Genomic DNA, 24,158 nt, shown 5'->3' on the forward strand with positions numbered 1-24,158 from the left:
TAATTTATCAAAACGTCGTTTCAATGTGTGTGACAAGTGGCGCACTTTATGAGGAATGTCTCATTTAATTTACCGCATAAGCAGGGCATGACAACCTGCCTGGCAGGTGATCTTTGTTTTCAAACCGTAAAACGTGCGCCGCCAGACAAAATTCAAAGATTTTTTAACCATCTGTATTTTAACGATTTTATCTATTTTTAAATTAGCGGTAATAATCCTGCACTCTTGTCAACTGCGTATAATCGTGATCCTCTCTGCACTTTTACTATTAAATTACAGAAAAAGTGAAACGTTGTTTTATTTGGAATTGAAAACACGTTTTAGCCGGGATACTATGTGCCCATACTGCAGGCGGAACACTGTTTCAATGCTTCGCTGCATGACATCTCGGTCAGATTTTTTGGAGGTTAATGTGGAAGTCAGACAAAGCATCCACAGCGCGCATGCAAAAACACTGGATACCCAGGGGCTGCGCGATGAGTTTTTAGTTGAAAAAGTGTTCGTCGCGGATGAGTACACCATGGTGTACAGCCACATCGACCGTATTATCGTCGGCGGCATCATGCCGGTGGAAAAAACCGTCTCTGTTGGCGGTGAGGTAGGTAAGCAGCTCGGCGTGAGCTACTTCCTGGAGCGCCGTGAACTGGGCGTGATCAATATTGGCGGCGCGGGCAGCATTACCGTTGACGGCCAGCGGTATGAAATCGGTCATCGCGATGCGCTCTATGTCGGAAAAGGCGCCAAAGAAGTAGTGTTTGCGAGCGTTGATGCCGCGAACCCGGCGAAGTTTTACTACAACTGCGCGCCGGCCCATTCCACTTATCCAACCAAAAAAGTAACGCCAGCGGAGGTGTCGCCGGTGACGCTGGGCGATCCGCTCACCAGCAACCGCCGCACTATCAACAAATATTTCGTCCCTGATGTGCTGGAAACCTGCCAGCTCAGCATGGGTCTGACCGAGCTTGAGCCGGGCAACCTGTGGAATACCATGCCGTGTCATACCCATGAGCGCCGCATGGAAGTCTATTTCTACTTCAACATGGAAGAAGACGCTTGCGTATTCCACATGATGGGGCAGCCGCAGGAAACGCGTCACATCGTGATGCACAACGAGCAAGCGGTGATTTCACCGAGCTGGTCTATTCACTCAGGCGTTGGTACGCGCGCGTATACCTTTATCTGGGGTATGGTCGGCGAAAACCAGGTCTTTGATGATATGGACCACGTCGCCGTTAAGGATCTGCGCTAGTCGCGGACAGCATAAGTTAACTCTGCCTGTTCGTGCAGGCGCTGCAAGATTAAGGAACAAACATGATTCTGGATGCATTTTCTCTTCAAGGTAAAGTGGCCGTTGTCTCTGGCTGTGACACGGGTCTGGGCCAGGGTATGGCGCTGGGTCTGGCGGAAGCAGGCTGTGACATCGTCGGCATTAACATTGTTGAGCCGACAGAAACCATTGAGCGCGTGACCGCGCTGGGCCGTCGTTTTCTGAGCCTGACCGCCGATCTGCGTCAGATTGACGGCATTCCTGCACTGCTGGAACGCGCGGTATCAGAATTCGGCCACATCGATATTCTGGTGAACAACGCCGGTCTTATTCGTCGCGAAGATGCGATTAACTTCAGCGAAAAAGACTGGGACGACGTGATGAACCTGAACATCAAGAGCGTGTTCTTTATGTCTCAGGCGGCGGCGAAACACTTTATAGCACAGGGTAAGGGCGGCAAAATCATTAACATCGCCTCGATGCTCTCGTTCCAGGGTGGCATCCGCGTACCGTCTTACACCGCCTCAAAAAGCGCGGTGATGGGCGTGACCCGTCTGCTGGCGAACGAGTGGGCGCAGCACAACATCAATGTGAACGCGATTGCGCCGGGCTATATGGCGACCAACAACACTCAGCAACTGCGTGCCGATGAAGAGCGCAGCGCTGCGATTCTGGAGCGTATCCCGGCGGGCCGTTGGGGTCTGCCGAGCGATCTGATGGGGCCGGTAGTTTTCCTGGCCTCCAGCGCATCGGATTACATCAATGGCTACACTGTGGCGGTTGATGGCGGCTGGCTGGCGCGTTAATACCTCATTGTATTTATGAGAAAACCCTGCCCCGGCAGGGTTTTTTTTTACCGAATTAAATCGTAAAAATATTAGTGGGGCTAATATTTTTGTTTGATATTTAATTTGTGTGAAACTGCGCAAAGTACGATTCGTAAATAGTGGTTATGTTATTAATTAATTTAATAAACTGCAAAACGTATAAACAATAACCTATTGAGCTTACTCGCTATTTTGATAAATAGTCTTCCCTATGTCGCTGTTTTATTTATCATAATTTTAATTTTTAACATTTTCACTTCTCATCCGACCACCATGTCTTTTTCTTATTGTTATTCCCTCATGAGTGCTAAACTGGCATTTGAAAATTAAATATTCTTATAATGCTCTGCCCGCTTTTCAGGGGGCAGGAATTTTATAAAGGATATTTTTGAGCATAAGGATTAGGAAATGAGAACGTTAATTGACTCATGGAAGAAGAAAACAAATCAGTATCAGGAACTTAAAAAGCAGAAAGGCGTGACCTTACTGGAAATCATCATCGTTCTGGGTATTATCGGTATTATTGCCGCTGGCGTGGTAATTCTGGCGCAGCGTGCGTTTGCTTCACAGGATATGACGGATGTCGTGGATAATACCAACACCATCCGTGTATCAATGACTGAAGTTTACCGTGACGCAAATGGTTATCCGGGAAGTAGTAGCCTTGCTGGCGTAACTAAAGCACAACTGGAAGCAGATAAGGCGAAGTCTACTCCAACCTACTCGGGTCCGATTATGACTATGTTAAAAATGGGTAAATTATCTACCAGTGAAGCCTTTAATAACTTCTCCAGCGAACCATTTGAAATTGGCCCAGCATCAATTAGCGACACTGCTGACAAAGCGAAAGGCTTCTACATTGCCGTCAATGGCCTGAGTCAGGAAGAATGTCGTAACCTGATCTCCCAGACTGGCAGCGAGTGGGATTATGTTGAAACCCAGGTTCTCGCAGCGGGTAAAGACTCAGGTTATCTGGTTCTTCCGGGTGCTCAGGGTGCGGCTGTGACACCAGTACTGATAATGGGCAAGGCTCCTACCGGTTCAATCATTAAAACCCTCACGGCTGATACTATCACACCTGATGTCATTACTGGCGCTGGCGTTTGTACCGGATCTGGTTCTGATAACACGGTATTCTTAGGTAGCCGCTAATTAATTAAGATTAATTAATATTTAAAAAACTAATATTTCATGCCCTCTTTTTCTCGGAGGGCATCATTGTCAGAATGGATGCATGACATGACGAACAGGCAAAATTATAAACCGGGTCGTGCGGATGCGGGCGTCACACTATTAGAAATGATTATAGTGCTTGTCATTATTGGTGTAACCATGATGATGCTGGCCAATTATGCTCGAAAAGAAGCAAAGCAAAACCATCAGCAAGTTGTTGCTGAGATGATTGTACGTGATATTTCCGGCGTGATTAAATTTACGGCTCAGGCCAAACTCAACACGCTTGCCAGCAATGGTAATCCTTCGACAGCAAACAACCCCCTCTACGATCCAAAATATGTGGATTCTGCTGCTTACGATAATCGCGTAAAAAATAAGACATTGCAGGACGAACCTGAATCCGACAATAAACTCTTCTACTTTAGCTGGTCAACACCGATAGGTAGTGCTGGAGCAGTCTCGACTGGTAACGGTTCACGTTATCTTTTTCTTGGTACCGAATGCCAGAAAAATAGTCGCGCAGTGGGTGCTTTAAAATTCAAACTTGCTGATGTCATGCTGCCGTGTCAATTACGCGCTGGTGCTGAAAGCCTCGATCTGATGCTGGAGCGCGTGGATTTTGTTAATAACGATAACAGTGAAAAAGGCAGGGGTATTCAGCGTATTGATTTCTACCTGGTTCATCAGCCTGAAGCCGATAACGAAGGGCTCCATTTCACTGGTTTTATCAAACCCCTTGAAAAAGCGCTGCGTAATGCGGGACTGAACTACGTCCAGGCTGCTGTGGTTGAGGTTAGTCGTAGCGGTAAATTCACCCTGGTCAAAAAGAATTCAGAGGTGGTACTGGTCAGTGATGTTGCCAGCAACATGGATCTGTTCGACGTAGATAAACAGTATGGTATCCGCCTGAGTTTTGATAAAAGCAGCGAATATATTCCCGCCGACGGCTCGGTTCCCGTCGCAAAAATGTGCTGGAATGACGCCAAAGGTGAGGCAGGCCCGTGCATTTCAGCCATTGATTCGGATCGACTGGTCATTAAAACCAGTGATTCTAACAATAATGACGAGCCGGCCATGTGCTGGGACAAAGAGCAAAAACAGAGCACGTTGTGCCTGGCTGCAATGAACAGTACGGGCGTCAATCCGGGTAATGGTAATCCGGACGACCGTATTCTGCATTTACGCACCACAGTCCTCGATAAAAATGGAGATAAGATCGAGGATGATGAGCTTGAGAAAAACAAGCCCAGTTCACTGAAAGGCACGACTGGTACGCTGTACGCCAATATCGTGATGGAAAATACCTCGCGGCGGCATCCGGCGAAGTGGCGTATTGCCTATAACCAAAGTGATGCTGACAGACTGAAAGACGGTAAAGGAAGCAGTCAACTTGATACAGATGGCGGGGACGATACGAACTTAGTTTTTAATGATGCCTTCCGGGGACAGTATGAGCTGGTAACACCAGCGGTGACGTTTTATCAGTCCTTTAAAAATGATTACGCGCAGGATAAATACCCCAATGATGCAGATCCTTTGTATAAAGATAGAAACAAAGCGGCAAATTATAACTCGCTGTTATCTGAGCCTGGCGTTATCAGACTACCGCTGCAAACCTGTCCGAAAGTAGAAGGGAAGCCGTCAAACCCTGAAAGTAAATCTGCGAAAACGGATTTATTGACACGAAAAATGTATCCACGTTTGTCAGTAGCCATCTCATCGGTTGTTGCCGATGATGAGAAAAATATGAATAAAACTGGGGATGATAAAAAGGGATACACAGATTATTCCCAGTTGGGCGCAGTGCGGGCTAATTCAGAAAGAAGCGGTAACTCCGTTGGGGCTATTTCCGGGGTGGCGGTTCAGGCTAACATCGTAGTCAATAAAGATACGGCTGATCTTGCAGATCCCAATATCGAGAAAGAAGATAATACTGGGCTTTTCGACGACTGGATAGCGGATGACTGGTTTAAGAGTACCGCCAGCGATTCTGTTAACCACAATCCCTTCTGGTTAATTAGTGCTACATCAGCAATGATTAATATTGATGACGGTAAAGGCACCAACAAAATAAACCCGCAATCATTGTCGGTTGTCATCACCCAGTGGTGCAGCACCATTCCACAGGGAGGCATTATTTCCTCGGAAAGTGGGACAAAATACAATTGGAGTAAGGATGCGCTCCAGCCGCATAAGTTTTTATTACACTCCATCGTCGCGGAAGACTCTGATGTTAACTTCTATAATAACAATGGTAGTGAAATATATTTCCCTGACCATGAAAGAATGACCTATTAATCATTGGAAGAAAAAATGAAAAAAACATGGATAATTAATGCCGCATTGACTGCCCTGATAGGGGGGCAGATTGCCTGTGCCGAAGCCGCAACACCGTCTGCGCCAACCGATGCGGGCCTGCTGGTTACGACGCAGAAGCCCGCTGCACAAGCGCGTAACCCCTTCTCCGAGAGCATCGCGCCGGTTGTCCCGGCACCGGTGCAACAGGTCAGACTCACGCTGATTGAGGAGGAGTTGCTCAGTCAGCAGTTGTCTAAATGGGCGCAGCAAAACGGTTATAAATTACTGTGGAACAGTTCAACTGATTTTGTCATTTATAAAGCGATAAATATTACGGGTAAGACAAAACAGGATGTCCTAATGCAACTGGGGCGGGTTTTTACCTCTGAGAATTATGGCTTAGTGATAAAAGATTATCAGGCCAACAACGTACTGCTCATTGATGAACAGTAATAAACGCAAAGGATTGATGCTATGAATATTAAAATTTCACTTCTGGCGCTGACGCTGGCTCTTCAGGGCTGTACGTCAATTGATGCAAAGTACAATAAAGAGGATGTATTAAAAGATACGGGTAATCCAACTACGCCGGATGAAATGAAAACCACCGGCTATATGAAATACGACGCGCCTTATCTGGGTAAGAAAGTGGAGTTTAACTCCCGCAAGCAAGCGCTGTTGCGCAAGCACGTCAAAATTCAGTCCTATGAAGCGACCGATTTGGCCACCATTCTCGAAGCGGTTTCAGCGCAAACGAATGTCAGCTATCGCATAAATACCTCCGCTGGCCAAAAAGACGAAGCAGGGGAGCCTGAGTATCGCAGCGTTAACTTCGAAGGCACATTCGAGGAATTTACCCGCTATATTTCCGCACTGTTTGATGTGAATCCAGTACTGGATAATAACGGCGTACTGGTGGTGTCGTACTATCAGAACTATGTGCTGAAGCTCGATTTCTACGGTGAAGACAATAAGTTTGAAACCAGCCTCGATTTGTCCGGTAACCAGGCGACCTCCAGTGGTGGCGTAAAAGGTAAGGCGGAAACCAAATTCGAGTCCAGCTTCTGGGACGATGTCGAAGACATGGCGGAGAAATTCGTCAGTAGCGGCATGTACAGCATCTTTAAAGATGCATCGATCCTGACCATTACCGCCCGCCCGTCTGAATACCATGCCCTTAATGAGGCACTGAAAAAATTCCAGGCCGATAACACCCGTCAGTTTGTCGTCACCTACAAAATTTTTACCCTTGATAAGCGTAAAGCAAAAGAACTGGGCGGCGGCGTTACTGGCAAGTTCAATGACGGCACCTCCTCTTTTGGTATCGACAGTTCAGACATGCTGATGAAACTTTCCGGCGGCTTAACCGCAGGCTGGACCAATCAGCATCTGGACATCAGTGCACAACTCGATGCGCTGTATGAGTTAACCGGCAGCAAGGTATTGCAAAGCGGATCCTTTATTACGCGCAACAATATCCCAGTGCCGCTGAACATGACCAATTCGCAATACTATGTTTCCAGCCGGACTCGCGAAGAAGATTCGGAAACGGGGGATGTGGATATGACGGTTGAAACCACTGAGCTTATCACCGGTACCAGCTTTATTCTGACGCCGCGCGTGTTAACGGACGGTCGTATCGAAGTTGCCAGCGCCTTTACTAAGCGTTTCCTTAACTCCATCGACACCTTCGATGAAGTACAGCTGCCGTCGGTGAGCACCACTGAAACCTTTAATATCTCCACTATTACGCCGGGCAGCTTATTACTGGTTAGCAAATATGAAGCCAGAGAAGATTCGGATGGGCAAGGCATGTCTGTGCTGGCGGGTTCAGTCACCAATAGTGAACATAATGAAACCGTCGTGATGGTGGTGGGTATTGACCATTATCGCGCACCAACACAAACCCGGTGAGGCATTTATGCTTGAGCGTTTGTCAGAAAATAATGTCCTGATTGGTCTGGTGTGGAATTACGAACCGACCACCCACGAACCTTATTATCTTGACTGGATTTCACATTTGCGACGCACGCACCGGCAGTTGAAAACGGTGAATGTTGAAGGCGAAGAAAAGACGGCTTTTTGTCATAAGTTGTCAACGCTTTATGAGCCGTTTGCTTTGTGGATGCGCGAGCTGTACGGCGATGGGATCTATTTTTATGAACATCAGGATAGCTTTTATTTTCTGATTATTTCCCAGGGCCTCCCGGTTTCAGGGAGCGATATTGTCGTTTCCCGACGATTCTGGACGATCCTTAAGGAACAGCTGGCTGAAGCGCCCGAATATCAGCAACTTTCATTCAGGAAAATTACCGAAGAACATGTTTCAGCGGTAATTGAACGTTGCAATGAACATCAGGCAAAAATGAAAAAAAGGCGTCAGATCATTATTGGCTCGCTGGCGTTGGGTGGCACCGTTTTACTGTTGACAGTGATGGTACTGCTAAAAGTATTTATAAGAGGATAAGCAGGTGGCTGGATCCGATAAATTGTATTTCTGGAAGCGTCGTAATCTCAACGGTGTCGCATCAGGTAAACGTACGCCTGTACTCGTCTGGATCATCCTTGGGCTGGTACTGGTACTGTCAGGGGCGGGCGCGGCGTATTACTACCTTGTCTGGCAACCTGAGCAGGAACGTCTGGCACGGCTCGAGAGAGAAAAAGCAGCGCGGCAGCATAAGATGAACGCTATTGAGACATTCTATAAGGACTCGCTAGCGGGCGGCAGCATTGCGGATGTACATAAGCTATTTGAACAGCTGCGGCTGGTGAATCATCGTCTGGCGATGCTGGGCTTTAGCCCAACAGCCATCCGCTGTAAAAACACGGACTGCTCCCTGAGCTACCAGCTGGATGCCAAAAGAATCTTCACGCTGACCGATATTGACGTATGGGGTGAAAGCTATTCTCCGAGCTTCTCTAAAAACAGCCTCGATTATTCGGGGATACCTTCCCGGCTGAATAATCATCCGTGGCTAAACGACTGGAAAAATAAAAAACCGGTTGAGCTCCCGGTCTGCACCGACGTTTTAAGTTATTTGAGTACCTGGAACTCTCTGGGCGGTAATAATACGGAAATTGTGATGCAAGGTTTCCCTGTATCCGCAGTGGAGAATGACGAATCCGCGCTAAAAAATGCGGTCATGTCCTTTGGCATGATGTTCGCCACCTGGACCATTACCATTCCATCTGAAATGGAAATGACCCGGGTATCGGTACTTTTACAGAAACAGCAGTTTGCTGACGCATTTATTATTAAATCGATCGAATTTAAAGAAAAATCAACGCTTGTTACCGGAGGACTGGCATGCAAAAAGGGAAATTAATTATTGCGGGGGTGATGTTAACGCTGTCGCCTGCGCTCTACGCCGTCGATTCAACACAGGTCACACCTGCCGATCAGATCGTCGATGCGCAAAACGCGCCAGCGCCAGAGGTTGCCGCCTCACCAATGCAGGATCACGTTGTCCAGCTAATGGAGAAAGACTTTACTTTCGAAGGCCAGTATCGCGATCTGAGCAATCAACTGGTACTGGAGAAAATGCGTAGCGAACTGCGCAAACTTCGCGGAGAGAAAAGTGCCGGCGCTCCTGCCGCTGTGCCGCTGCCGGTATCCATGCCGGATGATAGCAGCGCCGATACGCCTGCCGAGGCGGGTGCTTCAGCCCCTGTTTTACGGGCGCTGTTGATCTCCGAAATTGCCGGGCAAAAGCGTGTTGCGATTTCAGGCGAAGGCGGTGCGGTGAAAATGGTGCCGCTGAATCAGCGCTTTAATTACGGTGGTTACAGCTATATCGCCCGCCATGCCCAGGGTAATGACGTAACGGTTGAGGCTATACATCAGTGATAGATTATATCCAGTTTACCGAGGAGAACATTCATTCTCAGGAGTGGCAATTCAAAGAGTATGACGGCGATATACTGGTTGCTGAACGTGCGGATGAAGCCTGGTTACTGGTATCGACTCCTCTGATTGATAATCTGGCCCCCATGCAGGCGGTATTTCACCGCCTGCTGGTGACACATAACCTGGCGATCAAAGGGATCGCCCAGGTTAGCGAGCGTAATTATTACCAGATCGTTGAGCAGTTACTGTCGTCGGAAAATAAACTGCTGGAACAGGAAAGCAGTAATACGCAACGCGCACTGGAGGAATTACTTAAAAGGGCCGTGGCGCTCAAGGCTAGTGACCTTCATATCACCCGTAATGATATGGTCGCGGAAATCGAACTGCGTATTAACGGCGTCTTATGCCCGTTTATACAGATGAAAGCATCACGCTGTGACGAACTGGTGTTTGTACTTTATAACGTCGAGGCCAGTACACGTGATACCACCTGGAACCGCAATATCGCCCAGAACGCCAATATCCTTTATTCGTTGGATGGTAAAAGCTATCGCTTTCGTTATGCGCATTATCCGGTGTTCGGTGAAACCAGCGACTGTTACCACGCGGTGTTACGTATTATTCCATCGGGTCTGGACAAAGCGAGCGTTGCCAGTCTGGATAAGCTGGGTATTTCAGATGAAGAAATTGTCGATCTTAAACGTATTCTGAGTAATCCCTACGGCGCATATATCATTGCCGGTACCACCGGGTCGGGGAAATCCACTACCCTGAAAAATTTGATGGAGTGGATGCAGATCCATCGTTATGACAATCGCGGCTGTTTTCTGACCGTTGAAGATCCCGTGGAATACCAGATCTACGGCGCTAAACAGAGTTCGGTGTTAAGCGGAGAATCCGGCGGTTTTCACTCTGCGATCAAATCATCTCTACGTCGCGATCCCGATGTACTGATGGTGGGGGAGATCCGCGACAATATTTCCTCCAACGCGCTGGCTGGTGCGGTAGAGAGTGGTCACTACTGTTTTACCACCGTACACGCCGGAAACATCGTGTCGTTGTTGCAGCGTCTTTCGGCGCTGGGGATCACCAGCGACAAGCTGTCGACGCCAGGTTTTATTGCCGGGCTGCAATGTCAAAAGTTAATCCCGCTGCTGTGTCCGCACTGCAAACTGCCGTTGCGTACTGAGGTAATTAAAGGTCACGAATTTCCGCTGTTTGAAAAAAATGCAGAAGGATGTCCAGCCTGCAAAAAAACCGGCATCAGCGGGCGTCAACTGGTGATGGAGTATTTATTGCCGGTCTACGACGAACTTGAAGCCATTGCGGAACAAAAATGGTTGAAGGTCTACACCATCTGGCGCGCCAAGCGCCTTAAGACCACGAGCCTGAGCGAAGGGTGTGAGATCAAAGAAAAAACCATGGCAGCGGTGCTGAACGGTCGTGTCTGCGCCACATGGTTTCAAATGGAATTTGGTGGGGTTGTTCAGGAAGAACTGGAGGTTATAGTTGAAAAAATTCGGTAAGAAGCAGCGCATTTACCTCTACCAGTTTTGTGCCGACATGATAGAGGCGGAGCTGCCGCTGTATGACTCGTTACAAAAACTGCGTGCAGAGGGTAAAAAATTACTCGGCGGCGGTTTTGCGAAACGGCTGGAAGCCCTGACCACTAAAATGGCGAATACGACGTCTATTTCCATGGTGTTCGAAGGTTACGTGCCGGATTCAGAACTGAGCGTGATCAACGCCGCCGAACGCAGTGGCAGCCTGGCGGATGGCTTCAGAACGCTGGTCAACGTCATCAATTACAACAGCGAGCTGAAACAGAAAATTGTCGGTGCAGTGATGTTCCCGCTGATCATGCTGGTGCTCTCGCTGATTGTGATTGCGGGTTATGCCTACAAAGTATTCCCCGCCTTTGAAAGCGTGGTGCCGGTGGCGAAATGGCCTGGCGTGACGCAAGTGCTTTTTACCTTCGGTATGGCGTTATGCAATGGTCTGTGGATCTACATTTTGTGTGCCGCGATCGCCGCGGCCATCACGATTAATATTGCGATGGGCAAATTAACCGGCCCGCTGCGTAATAACGTTATCGATCGCATCGTGCCTTTTTCAACGTATAAGCAGCTCGTCGCTTCTATTTTTTTGAATAACCTGGCGCTGATGCTACGAAATAAGATCCCGCTCCATGATGCATTATCGATTATCAGTATGAACGCCACAGGCTGGTTACGCTGGCACATTGCTGATATGCAGGGAAAAATGACCAAAGGCATGAGCTATGGCGAAGCCCTGAACTCCGGTCTGCTCAACGCGGAAGCGTTACTCAACATCAGCCTTTACGCCGCTCTGCCCTCGTTTAATGAGGTTTTGATGGCGGTGTCAGACAAATCCCGCGAAAGTATCCGCGTTTATATCGGGAAACTGTCTGGTTTGTTGAAAGCGCTTTCGACGCTGGTACTGGGCGGCTGCGTGATCTGGGTCTTTGCGGCGCTGTTCGCGCTGAGTGACAAACTGGCCGCGATGGGTGCCAGCGGATCGTTTTAAACAGGGTAAAGGAGCGGAAAACATGGAACTGTTGCTGCCCTGGATGCCGGGGCTGTTTTTACTGCTGGGACTGCTGTTTGGCAGCCTGGCAAATGTGATTATTTATCGACTGCCACTAATGATAGGGATGGGTGATGACGGCAATGAAACCGGGGTGAATCTCTGGTGGCCGCCCTCCCACTGCCCGGTGTGTAAAACTGATATTAAACCCTGGGATAATGTGCCCGTTGCCAGCTGGCTTTTGCTGCGCGGGAAGTGCCGCCATTGCACCACTGCCATCCCGGCGATTTACCCACTCTCTGAACTGGCGATGGGGCTGGTGTGGTGCGGGCTGGCGATTTTTGGTGGGTCATACTCCCCGTTGATCGTGCTGGCGTGGTCGCTGCTGTTTCTGCTGTTGTACACCGCTGCGGTTATCGATTTTAAACACCTGATCCTGCCGGATGCCCTGGTGTTCAGCGTGCTATGGGGCGGCCTGCTGCTCAGCGTATCGGGCTATGCCTTTATTCGCACCAAAGACGCGGTTTATGGCGTAGTGCTGGCCTGGTTGCTGCTGTGGTGCGTCATGAAACTCTGGTGCGTGGTGTGCAAATACGACGGCCTGGGCAATGGCGATGTGAAACTGTTCGCTGCCTGTGGCGCCTGGCTTGGCTGGCAGCGTCTGCCTGAACTGCTGCTGTACTCTGCGCTACTGGGTTTGCTCTGTTATGTGGCCATTCATTTCTTCATTAAGGGCGATGACGATAAACAGCGCGTTTATATTCCGTTTGGCCCGGCCATTGCCCTTACCGCCTTTGTACTCGTGATAACAAGGGGATAGCGGATGCCATGTTTAATCTGGAGTTTATGGCTGGCCATTACCCCGCTATCACCGGGCAGTTGCGATCAACTCTCTGCCAGCGCGTTTGCGCCGCTGCCACAGCAGGCGATACCGCAGGCGGAAGCGATCACGCTTCCCGAAATAGTAATCTCGGACAGCGTGCGTTTTGTGAAACCTATCGAGGAAAATGTGCCGATAAGTTCCGGTTTTGGCCTGCGCCGCCACCCGATACTGGGCCGCTATATCGAACATAAAGGCATGGATTTACCTGTACCGATCGGCAGTCCGGTGATGTCGGTGGCCGATGGCACAGTTGTGGAGCGCGGTCACGATCGCCGCGCCGGGAATTTTCTCACCGTGCGCCACAACGACGGTTGGTATAGCCGTTATTTTCATCTCAATACCGTTGCGGTGCACAAAGGCGAACGACTGACGGCAGGGGAAACCATCGCCACATCGGGTAACAGCGGGTTGACCACCGGGCCGCATCTGCATCTGGAAATTGGGTATCGGGGCGTGCCGTTGGATCCCGCGCCGCTGCTCAGCGGCAGTCCGTTGCTGGCAAGCCGCCGCCAGCCAGAACAGTCTGTCGAGGCGGAACCTGTTCCACCGAGGGTGGTGATGATTTCACAGGGTGATAGCGGAACCCGCATTACCGTTCGTTTTAACAAGCAGACCCGCACCGTGTCGCCCGGCAGTAAGGTGTTCGGTGGATACCGGGTTGTCAAACAGCATAATGGCAAATATCAGATTATTTCTGCTGCCTGATTAAGGAGTGATTGATGAAAAGGATACTGTTACTGGTGGGGACACTTACCGCCACCCTGTTCTCCGCAAATATGATGGCGGGTGATAAGGAGCCAAACTCGGGCCGTTTTGATTTTCAGGTGCGTAAGCCTAAGACGAATTTTGATGATCGTTTGATCCCTCTGGTCATTAGAATAGGGGACAATATCCCAGAAGGGCAAGGGGTTGGGCTGAATGTTTACTGGAAAACAAAGTATAAAAATCAGGCTCAGGGACGTAGCTATCATCCTTCACCGTTATTACCAAATTTACCGGCAGCAAGGAAGAACTTTGAAGAGCTCAATTATCACATCGACACCGACCCTAGCACACCTGTAGCCTGGGGAAACTCTGAACATATTGAATGGAAAGTTTGGGAGGCATGGGGGCCAAAACGACTCTTCAATAATAGTTGCGCACCGACCTTGGGCGTAACCAAAACTCGTTTTTATAACCATCGATACCCTAAAGGATACGTTCTACATCGGGCACCAAATGACCCTTGTAATCTGCAAACCCGATTTGGTCAGGACACTCTAGATGGTACTGACCCCAGCATTCCTCCTTTTCAGGATTCTGAAGATAAAGACGTCGCGATGACCTCCGTTGCGTTTGTCGCACCTGATACCAAGGGAAAAACGTGTGTAAATTTGGGTGAATATTGCGGGGGGGCGGGACACGGAAGTGAACGCGTTATTTTTATCCCGTCCAACCAACTGGAGTTTTTAGTCATTGAAATCATTGGCTTCCGGTACTATACGGGGGCGCTACTTAATGTTGATGATACTTATTTCTATACTTTCCCTCAGAGTGTATTAACCTTTATTCCTGCTGTTCCTAAGAATGCTAAACCAAATACGATTTACATGAGCGTGACTGACGCGACGGGTAAAAAGGTAGAGACGATCTCAAATACAGATTCAGAGCCAGATGCCGGTGATTTTACGGATTTCGAATCATCACCGGAGTTTCCATCTCACGGAGAAATTAAAACTATCGATCCTAGTGGACAGTATAATTTTACCGAGATGGATTACATGGACCTGTCGCTTCGTTTTTATATGTCTGGTGTGGGATATAAGGGTGGTAAAGGGGTAAGTTATACTCTTACCCCCCACAATCTTAAGCCAGAATGTATTAACGGAAACCCAAAGGTATGTGAGTACGCTACTCCCGCCAATCCTTAAGCATAATAAAAACCGGGCAGCCTTCAGGCTGCCCGGTTTTTTTTCATCAGCCCTTAGCGGGTTGCACGTTTCAGAATACGTTCAGCCTGACGCTGGAAGTCAGCAGCCGTTTCTTCCACGGTTTTCTGGCCGTAGTCGATGTACTGCAACGCGGTGCCGAACTGCGCCACGATCTGCGGATCGTCAAAGTATGGCGATACAGTTAATTTCGCGGGCAGCGACTGCGCCAGACGCAGACCCGCAACTGCCGGATCTTCCTCTTTGATTGCGCCGCTGGCGGTCAGGGTTTCCACCGCCGCTTTGCTCAGCGGTACGCCGCGCTCAAGGCCCAGCGTTTCCGCACCTTCTTTGCTGTTCAGCAGGAAGTTAATCAGTTCGGCTGCTTCTTTCGGATGCTTCGTGGATTTACCGATAGACAACATTTGCGCCGGTTTGAAGAACAGGCCCGCATCGGTAGCACCTGGCAGCATCGGGTAGTTACCCAGTTCCAGTTTCGCCGGTGGCTTCAGGTTGTCGGAATACTTGGTAATGGTAGAGTTCCACATATAGGTGCCGCCCCATTCCCCTTCGATCCACGGCTTCATCTCATACATGTTGCTCTTACCGAACGAGGCATAGTACTTGGTGTCCGGCATCACATGGCTGTCGACCAGGCTCTTATAGGTCTGGAAGAACTCCACCCACTGCTCTTTGCTGTAGGTGAATTTTTTGGTTTTCTCATCCACGGCCGGAATGTTGTACTTCTGGATCATGTAGGAGTTCAGCAACGCCAGCGTATCCTGGTGCTCCAGCACCACCGGGTAATACTGTTTGCCCAGCTTACTTTCGAAGGTTTTACCCGCCGCTTTCAGCTCGTCCCAGGTTTTCGGATAGTCAACGCCCGCTTTTTTCCACGTTTCGTTGTTCAGATAGAACACGCGCGCGGTTACCGAAATCGGAATGCCGTTCAGCTTGCCATTCACGGTAGTGGATTGCAGCTCCTTCGGATCGAACTGGCTTAAGTCGATAACGTCTTTCACCTGATTCAGATCGTAGAAGCCATCGCCAGCTTTCGAGAAGATCGGCAACCAGTTCCAGTTGGTCTGCATCACGTCAGGCTCAGTGCCGCCGGCGATCTGCGTGGTCAGGCGGGAGAGGTGACCATCCCAGCCGGTATATTCGGATTTAACGTTAATGTTCGGGTGCAGCTTGTGGAACTCTTCAATCGCTTTCAATGTGACCTGGTGACGGCCATTACCGCCCCACCAGGACATACGCAGATCCACATTGTCTGCCGCGAGTGAAGGTAAGGCACAGAGTCCCAGAGTGGCGGAGATTGCTGCGCTTAAAAGCACTTTTTTCATTTTTATGCTCCAGTTTAGAGAGAGATGTTCTGTTCGGTTTTCGCGTCAAAAATATGACACTTATCCATGTCAAACTTGAAGTACACCTTCCGATGTAAACCTTTCGCTATCATCGGCTTAGCTACATCAGAAGGAATGCGGGCGGTCAGTTCATAGTTACCCACTTTCAGGTAAACAAAGAATTCATGACCCATGTTTTCCACGCGCACCAGATCGCCTGCGCCGTAGCCTTCCGCGAAAGGCTCGTCAGAGACGGAAACAAATTCCGGGCGCACACCAAAGAAGACGTCCTGATCCTGATAGGTTGCCACTTTCTCGCGCTGTTTCGCGTTCAATGGCAGCGTTTCATCGCCCACGGTGATGTGTAAGTCCTCACCTTTTCTGACGATTTTGCCCGGTTTGATGTTCATTTCTGGCGCACCGATAAAGCCCGCCACGAACATGTTTTTCGGGAAGTGATAAAGATTATCTGGCGTATCCACCTGCATGATGTGACCAAGCTTCATCACGCAAATACGGTCACCCATGGTCATCGCTTCGGTCTGATCGTGGGTCACGTACACCGTGGTGGCCGGTTTGCCGGACTTTTTCAGTTGCTTGTGCAGATCCGAAATACGGATACGCATCGAGGCGCGCAGTTTGGCATCAAGGTTAGAAAGCGGTTCGTCGAACAGGAAAACGTCCGGCTTTTTCACAATCGCACGGCCTACCGCCACACGCTGCGCCTGGCCGCCGGAAAGCTGACGTGGCAACCGATCCAGCAGTTCATCCAGCTCAAGGATTTTTGCCGCTTCATCCACCTGCTTATCAATCTGATCTTTCGGGATTTTGCTCAGCTTCAGGCCAAAGGCCAGGTTCTCGCGCACCGTCATATGCGGGTAAAGCGCATAGTTCTGGAACACCATGGCGATACCGCGCGCTTTCGGCGCGAGGTTGTTCACCACGCGCTCGCCAATGCGCACTTCGCCGCCGCTGATGGTTTCAAGGCCAGCCAGCATACGCAGGGTAGTGGACTTGGCGCAGCCGGATGGCCCGACGATCACCATAAATTCCCCGTCAGCGATTTTCAGGTCGATACCATGTACCGCTTTGAAGCCGTTGGAGTACACTTTTTCCAGTTTGTTGAAAATAACTTCAGCCATGATATTTCCCTCTTAACCTTTAATTCCGCTGCTGGTAACGCCCTGCACGAAGTAGCGCTGAGCCAGGAAGAACACAATGATGGACGGCAGAATGGAGATACTCGCCATTGCCAGAATTTCGTTCCACGGCGCACCTTCGGTGACATCAATGGACATTTTCAGCGCCAGAGCAATCGGATACTTGTCCACGCTATAGACGTAAATCAGCGGCCCGATAAAGTCGTTCATCGACCACATGAACTGGAACAGCGCCACCGAGATAATTGCCGGTTTGAGGATCGGCACGACCACATACCACAGCACCTGCGCCGAGTTACAGCCGTCGATTTGCGCCGCTTCTTCCATGTCACGCGGCACACCGCGCAGGAACTGGATCAGCATGAAGACGAAGAACCCTTGCGTAGCGAACGCGGTCGGCAGATACAGCGGCAGATAGCTGTTCAGCATGCCCATTTCACGGAACATCAGGTACTGCGGGATCAGCAGAACGGTGCTTGGCAGCAGCATGGTGGCGATCAGCGTCGCGAACCAGAACTTCTTCCACGGAATTTCAAAACGCGCAAAACCGTAGGCGACAATGGTTGACGAGATAATGGTCAGGATCACTTTCGGGATCACATACTTGAACGTGTTCCACATGTAATGGCCGAAGGTATATTCCGTACCGGTTTTCCAGCCGTTGACAAAGCCATCGCTGGTCGGATTGGAAGGCCACAGGCCGAGCGTGGTGAAGATCTCGTGGTTCGGTTTGAACGACGCCGAGAACATCCACGCCAGCGGGTAGAGCATTAACAGGCCGACAAACAGCAGGATCACGTAGCGGATCGCTGCGCTGATCTTCTCTTTACGCTGCGTCTGCGCCACTTCGCGCTCAGCATCGGTCATTGCAGGCGTAATTTGTTGAACGTCAGCCATTTTTGCCTCCCTTATCGGCGGAGTAGAACACCCAGTATTTTGAAGATTTAAAGGCAATGGAGGCGAAGAGCGCCACGACCAGGAACAGTATCCACGCCAGCGCTGCGCCATAGCCCATATCAAAGTACTTGAAGGCGGTGTCGTAGATATAGAGCGAGAACAGGTAGGTGTAGTAGGTCGGCCCGCCGCCCGTGATCACGTAAGGTCCGGTAAATTCCTGGAACGCCTGCGTGGTCTGCATAATGAAGTTAAAGAAAATGACCGGTGTGATCAGCGGCACTGTCACTTTCATGAACATCTGCCATTTAGAAGCGCCGTCGATCATCGCGGCTTCATACTGCGACTGCGGTACGTTTTGCAGTGCGGCCAGGAAGATCACCATTGCGGAGCCGAACTGCCAGACGCGCAGCAGGGTGACGGACATCAGCGCCAGCGATGGCTCGCCCAGCCAGTTAATGGGATCCAGCCCGAACACGCCGATAAAGCTGTTGAGCAGACCATCAATGGCAAACAGCGCACGCCACAGTACAGCGATGGCTACCGAGCTGCCGAGGATCGACGGAATGTAATAAGCGGTACGGAAAAAGCCGATGCCGCGCAGTTTAAAGTTCAGCACAAACGCGATACCGAGCGCGAACGCCAGTTTGAGCGGAATGGTTAAAAACACGTAAGCAAAGGTCACGCCCATGGATTTCCAGAAGAGGGAATCTTCGGTCAGCATGTAGCGATAGTTTTCTATGCCGTTAAAGACCGGCGGGCTCATCAAATCGTACTCGGTAAAGCTGAGTACAAAAGATGAAACGAAGGGAAAAGCCGTAAAGATAATTAACCCTATGATATAGGGCGAAATCCAGGCCAATCCCAGTGCTCTGTTTTCATTCATACATACCTACCTGGCGATTAATGGTTTAATGCGGATCTGGCGATGCGTGCGGCCCTTTTCCATGGGCGGTGTGAATGAGTTTTAAAATCTTGTGAACTCGCGTCCTTGATTTGTAAAACATCGTTTTAATTTATTTTATTGTGATTTGTTACGCCGTCATTCGATTAATCATGGAAATGTGATCGAAGTCGAAACGACGTTTCAATAAGGTGAGGTGTGTGTCATTTCTGCGAAAAAAAAATGAACCATACACAGGGTGAATGCCATCAGCAGGTGATAAAAAGAATGACCCGCGTGATATAGATCACCGCTAAAATCATTTACAGACTAAGTATTTAAGGGTTGCGCGGAAATAAAAACGCCCTCTATAAAGAGGGCGATGAAAAGGGGCTTGAGGCGATCAGCTTTTAAGGAAATCTTCCCGTACCGGGGTGAAGGTATCCAGCAACGTACCGGCCTTCAGGCACACGCAGCCGTGCATAACGTGCGGTTTCTTGTAAAGTGTATCCCCTTTGCTGACGATATGTTTCTCATCACCGATGGTAAATTCGAACTCACCGGAGAGCACATAGGTCAGTTGTTCATGCGGATGGTTATGAAGCGGGCCGACAGCGCCTTCTTCGAAATTGACTTCTACTGCCATCATTTTACCGTCATGAGCAAGGATGCGACGGGTGACGCCGTTGCCCAAATCGTCAAGCTGAGTCTCTTTATGGAAAATAAACATCGGATCGTCCTGTAGTCAGTAAATTGCATGAAATAAAACATTGTTTCATTAAATTTATATCACCCAGAACTAAAAAGAAACGTCAGACCCATTGAAGTGGAAAGTTGATCACAAGTTTGCGCCATAGTTGCGATGATAACGATTAAGGGGAAAAAAGATGAAAACGATAGGCTTGCTTGGCGGGATGAGCTGGGAATCCACCATTCCTTATTACCGCTTAATTAACGAAGGCGTAAAAGCGCGTTTAGGGGGGCTGCACTCGGCGAGTCTGCTGCTGCACAGCGTCGACTTTCATGAGATAGAAGCCTGTCAGGCCAACGGTGAATGGCACAAAGCGGGCGTGATGCTGGCGGAGGCGGCGGCGGGGCTTGAGCGCGCGGGCGCACAGGGCATTGTGCTCTGTACCAACACCATGCACAAAGTGGCGGGCCAGATCGAAGACCGCTGCCAGGTGCCGTTTTTACACATCGCCGATGCCACCGCGCGGGCGATCCAGCGTGCCGGGCTGAAGTCAGTGGCGCTGCTGGGTACCCGCTACACCATGGAGCAGGAGTTTTACCGTGGTCGACTGGCGCACAACTTTGGCATTGAAACCACGGTGCCGGATCCCGACGATCGCGAGCGGGTGAATCAGATCATCTTTGATGAGCTTTGTCTGGGCACCTTCAGCGAGCCGTCCCGCAACTATTTTCTCGGCCTGATCGCGCGGATGGCGGCGGAAGGGGCGCAGGGGGTCATTTTTGGCTGCACCGAAATCGACCTGCTGGTGCCGGCCAGCCAGTGCCCGATCCCGGTGTTTGATACTGCCGCGCTGCATGCCGCCGATGCGGTAGAATTTATGCTCTCTTAAGGCCGTGCCAGCACTGCTTCAAGCGGTCTGGTAATGCGCGGCATCGAGGATTGCAGATGCCGCGCAAAGGTTTCCACCAGCGCCGAGGCGGGGCGGTGTAAGGGGCGGATCAGGCTGACGGTAAAAGGCACATCAATACTAAAACGCCTGACTACCACGCCGCTGGCGGCGTAATCCAGCGCCGTCAGTGGATTCACCACCGACACCCCTGCGCCTGCCCGCACCATCGCGCATACCGATGCCGCGCTGTGCGTTTCCACCACCATCCGCCGTTTCACCTGATGCTCAGCGAAAAGCGCGTCCAGCAACTGACGATAGCTGTCGGTACGCGACAGGCTAATGTAGTTTTCCCCCTGGAAATCCTCCGGCGTCAGCACCGTTTTATGCGCCAGCGGGTGATCCTGCGGCAGCACGCAAACTTCATTAAGTGTCAGCAGCGGCGTGCGCTCGGTGCCAGCAGGCGTGCTCAGTGTCTCTGTCAGACCCAGATCGTGACGCTGGGCCGATAGCCACTCCTCCAGCAGCGGCGACTCCTGCGGCACGATATTCAGGCTGACCTCCGGGTAACGCGCCAGAAAAGGTTGCAGCAGCAGCGGCAAAAACGACTGGGAAAACACCGGCAGGCACACTACCGACAGCTCCCCCTGACGAAATTCACGCAGGCTTTCGGCGGCGCTGACGATGCGGTCCAGCCCGTACCACGAGCGCTGCACTTCCTCGAACAAGCGTAGCCCCTGCACCGTGGGATGCAGGCGGCCCCGCGTACGTTCGAACAGCGTCAGGCCAATCACCTTTTCAAAGCGCGCCAGTTCACGACTGACGGTGGGCTGCGAGGTCTGCAACAGCCGCGCGGCTTCGGTCAGGTTACCGGCGGTCATCACGGCATGAAAAATTTCGATATGGCGCAGGTTAACGGCGGGCATAAGAGAGTCCTTGAAGAAAGCTAATCCATATCATAAATGAATAGACTGTGGATAAAACGATATTTTTTATCAGGTTCACACTGTGGCGTAATAGATAAAAATCATTCACCGGAGTCTTTCATGCCACGCTCATTACACCGCACCGACACCGCCCTGAACGCCGCCAATTTACTGGCGCTGCCCGCGCAATATGGCTGCCCGGTCTGGGTCTACGATGCGCAGATCATCCGCGAAAAGATCGCTCAACTTAGCCAGTTCGATGTGGTGCGTTTTGCGCAGAAAGCCTGCTCCAACGTGCACATTCTGCGTCTGATGCGCGAGCTGGGCGTGAAAGTGGATTCCGTGTCGCTGGGTGAAATCGAGCGTGCGCTGGTGGCGGGTTACGAGCCGCAAACGCAGCCCGATGACGTGGTGTTTACCGCTGATGTGATCGACGGCCCGACGCTGGCCCGCGTGCATGAATTGCAGATCCCGGTGAACGCCGGATCGGTGGATATGCTGCGCCAGCTGGGGGAAGTCTCTCCAGGGCATCGCGTCTGGCTGCGGGTGAATCCCGGCTTCGGGCACGGCCACAGCCAGAAAACCAACACCGGCGGCGAAAACAGCAAGCACGGTATCTGGTACAGCGATCTGCCCGCAGCGCTGGAAGTGATCCAGCGTTATCAGCTGAAACTGGTCGGTCTGCATATGCATATCGGTTCCGGCGTGGACTATGCGCATCTGGAGCAGGTATGCGGCGCGATGGTGCGTCAGGTGATTGAATTCGGGCAGGATCTGGAGGCGATTTCCGCGGGAGGCGGTTTATCGATCCCGTATCGTGAAGGGGAAGAGGCCATTGATACCAGCCACTATTACGCGCTGTGGAACCGCGCCCGGGAGCAGATCGCCGCCCATCTCGGACACCCGGTGAAGCTTGAGATCGAACCGGGGCGTTTTCTGGTGGCGGAATCCGGCGTGCTGGTGGCGCAGGTGCGCAGCGTGAAAGCGATGGGCAACCGTCACTTTGTGTTGATCGACGCTGGCTTTAACGATCTGATGCGGCCGTCCATGTACGGCAGCTATCACCACATTACTGCGCTTGCCGCAGATGGCCGCGATTTAACCCACGCGCCGTTAATCGATACCGTGGTGGCCGGGCCGCTGTGCGAATCCGGCGATGTATTCACCCAGCAGGAAGGCGGCAAAGTGGAAACCCGCGCGCTGCCCGCCGTCGTGCCAGGGGATTATCTGGTGCTGCACGATACCGGCGCGTACGGGGCCTCGATGTCTTCTAACTACAACAGCCGTCCACTGCTGCCGGAAGTGCTGTTCGATGGCGGCGAGTCGCGACTGATCCGCCGCCGTCAGACCATCGATGAACTGCTGGCGCTGGAATTACTTTAAGGCTTTAAAATGCGGGCCGGGTGCGACTGAATCGCGGAGCACCAGCGTGCCGGTGAAGGGGGGGATGGTTTCAATGGGCTGTTCCGCCGCCAGCCGCATCGCCTGATCAATGGCGGTGGTGATCATGATGTCGATAGGCAGACAGACCGTCGACAGCCCCGGCTCCAGCCATCTGGCGCTGGGGGCATCATCAAAGCCGAACAGCGAAATATCCTGTGGAATACGCAGTCCGGCCTGGTGGATCGCCTTCGAGGCGCCCAGCGCCATATCATCGTTACAGGCAAAGAGCGCGCTGAACGTGACGCCTTCTTGTAACAGCGCCTGGCACTGCTCATAGCCGCTGGTCATACCCGCATCGCCATACCTGACTTTCGCCGCATCCCAGCGGATACCGTGTTTTTCCAGTGCCTTGCGATAGCCCATTAGCCGCGCTTTGCCGGTCGGGGTATGAATGGGCACCGTGATACAGCCGATAGCACGATGGCCTTGTGAAATCAGATACTCCACTGCCTTAAACGCCGCGTCCTGCTGCTCGAAGAACACGCATTTATCCCGCGCCTGGCTGACGTCGCGGTTGATGACAATCAGCGGCATCGGGATGCGATCGATCAGCGCCATAATGGCTTTTTCGCGCATAAAGCGGGTGTAGAGAACAATGGCGTCGCAGCGACGATCCGCCAGCATCTGCACCGCTTCTTCTTCCCGCTCTGGCGTGTCGTGCCCGTCGGTGACAATCAGTTGCTTGCCGTGCGTTTCCGTCTGGCGGGAGGCCTGCTGTAACAGGCGACCAAAATAGAAGCCGTCAAAGGTCGATACCACCAGACCGATGCTGTTGCTGGTGCGGTTCGCCAGCGACTGAGCAAGAAAGTTAGGCCGGTAGCCCAGTTCTTCCATCGCCTTAAACACCTGTTGCCGGGTACTGTCTTTTACCTGACCGGTACCGTTGAGCACGCGTGAAACCGTCGCCTTTGAGACGCCCGCGCGCAGTGAAACATCCAGCATTGTTGCCATGACGACGTCCTTTTTCCTGAGTTGAGCGGAAGTTTATCACAAAGGGGGATCCCCTTAATGGCGTCAGCGGTATAGTCCTGAAGGGTGGAATACCAATCTTCGCCTGATCACATAATCTGGAATACCACATCCCATCCTGAGAGCTTTATCACAGAACTTTTCCCCCACGCTGTCTACTTTTGGTATGCCAGTTGGTATTCGGCTGTAACCCTGGACAATAAAAAAG

23 protein-coding genes are annotated in these 24,158 nt (G+C 51.1%); 16 read left to right on the forward strand and 7 right to left on the reverse strand.

Annotated features, from left to right (window positions below; translation table 11 throughout):
• The first annotated feature begins 412 nt into the window (after positions 1 to 412).
• The 14 genes from kduI to KW828_RS05090 all read left to right on the forward strand — a co-directional run bounded on the left by kduI (position 413) and on the right by KW828_RS05090 (position 14,755).
• Positions 413 to 1,249 carry a 5-dehydro-4-deoxy-D-glucuronate isomerase gene (gene kduI / locus KW828_RS05025; protein WP_218335386.1) on the forward strand — a complete coding sequence of 279 codons (837 nt, stop codon included), beginning with the start codon at positions 413 to 415 and terminating at the stop codon, positions 1,247 to 1,249.
• 62 nt (positions 1,250 to 1,311) lie between these two features.
• A complete protein-coding gene (gene kduD, locus KW828_RS05030) occupies positions 1,312 to 2,073 on the forward strand; it encodes a 2-dehydro-3-deoxy-D-gluconate 5-dehydrogenase KduD (RefSeq protein ID WP_218335387.1) in 762 nt (253 codons plus the stop codon).
• 429 nt (positions 2,074 to 2,502) lie between these two features.
• A complete protein-coding gene (locus KW828_RS05035) occupies positions 2,503 to 3,246 on the forward strand; it encodes a type IV pilus major pilin (protein WP_218335388.1) in 744 nt (247 codons plus the stop codon).
• A gap of 87 nt (positions 3,247 to 3,333) precedes the next feature.
• On the forward strand, positions 3,334 to 5,568 hold the full coding sequence (locus KW828_RS05040) for a type II secretion system protein (protein ID WP_218335389.1): 2,235 nt from the start codon (positions 3,334 to 3,336) through the stop codon (positions 5,566 to 5,568).
• A gap of 15 nt (positions 5,569 to 5,583) precedes the next feature.
• Positions 5,584 to 6,021 (forward strand): TcpQ domain-containing protein, encoded by a 438-nt coding sequence (locus KW828_RS05045; RefSeq protein WP_218335390.1) that lies wholly within the window; start codon positions 5,584 to 5,586, stop codon positions 6,019 to 6,021.
• Between the two features lie 21 nt (positions 6,022 to 6,042).
• Entirely contained in the window at positions 6,043 to 7,482 is a 1,440-nt protein-coding gene (locus KW828_RS05050) for a type II and III secretion system protein (RefSeq protein ID WP_218335391.1), read from the forward strand.
• Positions 7,448 to 8,035: a hypothetical protein gene (locus KW828_RS05055; RefSeq protein WP_256350014.1), complete on the forward strand. Its 588-nt coding sequence runs from the start codon at positions 7,448 to 7,450 to the stop codon at positions 8,033 to 8,035. The genes KW828_RS05050 and KW828_RS05055 overlap by 35 nt, the downstream gene beginning before the upstream one ends.
• Positions 8,036 to 8,039: 4 nt before the next feature.
• Positions 8,040 to 8,894, forward strand: a complete 855-nt coding sequence (locus KW828_RS05060) for a type II secretion system protein M (protein ID WP_218335392.1) — start codon at positions 8,040 to 8,042, stop codon at positions 8,892 to 8,894.
• Positions 8,876 to 9,415 (forward strand): hypothetical protein, encoded by a 540-nt coding sequence (locus tag KW828_RS05065; protein WP_218335393.1) that lies wholly within the window; start codon positions 8,876 to 8,878, stop codon positions 9,413 to 9,415. Before KW828_RS05060 ends, KW828_RS05065 begins: the two co-directional genes overlap by 19 nt.
• A 188-nt stretch (positions 9,416 to 9,603) precedes the next feature.
• Positions 9,604 to 10,941, forward strand: a complete 1,338-nt coding sequence (locus KW828_RS05070) for an ATPase, T2SS/T4P/T4SS family (protein WP_371316088.1) — start codon at positions 9,604 to 9,606, stop codon at positions 10,939 to 10,941.
• On the forward strand, positions 10,925 to 11,962 hold the full coding sequence (locus tag KW828_RS05075) for a type II secretion system F family protein (protein WP_218335395.1): 1,038 nt from the start codon (positions 10,925 to 10,927) through the stop codon (positions 11,960 to 11,962). The genes KW828_RS05070 and KW828_RS05075 overlap by 17 nt, the downstream gene beginning before the upstream one ends.
• A 22-nt stretch (positions 11,963 to 11,984) precedes the next feature.
• Positions 11,985 to 12,782, forward strand: a complete 798-nt coding sequence (locus KW828_RS05080) for an A24 family peptidase (protein ID WP_218335396.1) — start codon at positions 11,985 to 11,987, stop codon at positions 12,780 to 12,782.
• Positions 12,783 to 12,785: 3 nt separating this feature from the next.
• Positions 12,786 to 13,550 (forward strand): M23 family metallopeptidase, encoded by a 765-nt coding sequence (locus tag KW828_RS05085; protein ID WP_218335397.1) that lies wholly within the window; start codon positions 12,786 to 12,788, stop codon positions 13,548 to 13,550.
• 14 nt (positions 13,551 to 13,564) lie between these two features.
• A complete protein-coding gene (locus KW828_RS05090; protein WP_218335398.1) occupies positions 13,565 to 14,755 on the forward strand; it encodes a hypothetical protein in 1,191 nt (396 codons plus the stop codon).
• A gap of 53 nt (positions 14,756 to 14,808) precedes the next feature.
• Here KW828_RS05090 and KW828_RS05095 read toward each other — a convergent pair whose 3' ends face one another.
• The 5 genes from KW828_RS05095 to KW828_RS05115 form a co-directional block, all read right to left on the reverse strand.
• The gene (locus tag KW828_RS05095) at positions 14,809 to 16,098 is read right to left on the reverse strand and encodes an ABC transporter substrate-binding protein (RefSeq protein ID WP_218335399.1); all 1,290 of its coding nucleotides are present in this window, start codon (positions 16,096 to 16,098) and stop codon (positions 14,809 to 14,811) included.
• A 14-nt stretch (positions 16,099 to 16,112) separates the two neighbouring features.
• Positions 16,113 to 17,240: an ABC transporter ATP-binding protein gene (locus KW828_RS05100; RefSeq protein WP_218335400.1), complete on the reverse strand. Its 1,128-nt coding sequence runs from the start codon at positions 17,238 to 17,240 to the stop codon at positions 16,113 to 16,115.
• A gap of 12 nt (positions 17,241 to 17,252) precedes the next feature.
• Positions 17,253 to 18,155, reverse strand: a complete 903-nt coding sequence (locus tag KW828_RS05105) for a carbohydrate ABC transporter permease (RefSeq protein WP_218335401.1) — start codon at positions 18,153 to 18,155, stop codon at positions 17,253 to 17,255.
• A complete protein-coding gene (locus KW828_RS05110) occupies positions 18,148 to 19,038 on the reverse strand; it encodes a carbohydrate ABC transporter permease (protein ID WP_218335402.1) in 891 nt (296 codons plus the stop codon). The genes KW828_RS05105 and KW828_RS05110 overlap by 8 nt, the downstream gene beginning before the upstream one ends.
• Before the next feature lie 400 nt (positions 19,039 to 19,438).
• Positions 19,439 to 19,765, reverse strand: a complete 327-nt coding sequence (locus KW828_RS05115) for a cupin domain-containing protein (RefSeq protein ID WP_088221403.1) — start codon at positions 19,763 to 19,765, stop codon at positions 19,439 to 19,441.
• A 157-nt stretch (positions 19,766 to 19,922) separates the two neighbouring features.
• Here KW828_RS05115 and KW828_RS05120 point away from each other — a divergent pair, with 157 nt between their 5' ends.
• Positions 19,923 to 20,615: an aspartate/glutamate racemase gene (locus KW828_RS05120; RefSeq protein WP_218335403.1), complete on the forward strand. Its 693-nt coding sequence runs from the start codon at positions 19,923 to 19,925 to the stop codon at positions 20,613 to 20,615.
• Here KW828_RS05120 and KW828_RS05125 read toward each other — a convergent pair.
• Complete coding sequence (locus tag KW828_RS05125; protein ID WP_218335404.1) at positions 20,612 to 21,538, reverse strand: LysR family transcriptional regulator; 927 nt, start codon at positions 21,536 to 21,538, stop codon at positions 20,612 to 20,614. The two genes, KW828_RS05120 and KW828_RS05125, sit on opposite strands and share 4 nt — an antisense overlap.
• Before the next feature lie 120 nt (positions 21,539 to 21,658).
• Here KW828_RS05125 and lysA point away from each other — a divergent pair, with 120 nt between their 5' ends.
• Complete coding sequence (gene lysA / locus KW828_RS05130) at positions 21,659 to 22,921, forward strand: diaminopimelate decarboxylase (protein ID WP_218335405.1); 1,263 nt, start codon at positions 21,659 to 21,661, stop codon at positions 22,919 to 22,921.
• Here lysA and KW828_RS05135 read toward each other — a convergent pair.
• Positions 22,913 to 23,932 (reverse strand): LacI family DNA-binding transcriptional regulator, encoded by a 1,020-nt coding sequence (locus tag KW828_RS05135; RefSeq protein WP_218335406.1) that lies wholly within the window; start codon positions 23,930 to 23,932, stop codon positions 22,913 to 22,915. The two genes, lysA and KW828_RS05135, sit on opposite strands and share 9 nt — an antisense overlap.
• Positions 23,933 to 24,158 lie beyond the last annotated feature (226 nt).

It is taken from the genome of Enterobacter sp. ENT03, from assembly GCF_019218745.1.
GTDB lineage: Bacteria > Pseudomonadota > Gammaproteobacteria > Enterobacterales > Enterobacteriaceae > Enterobacter_D.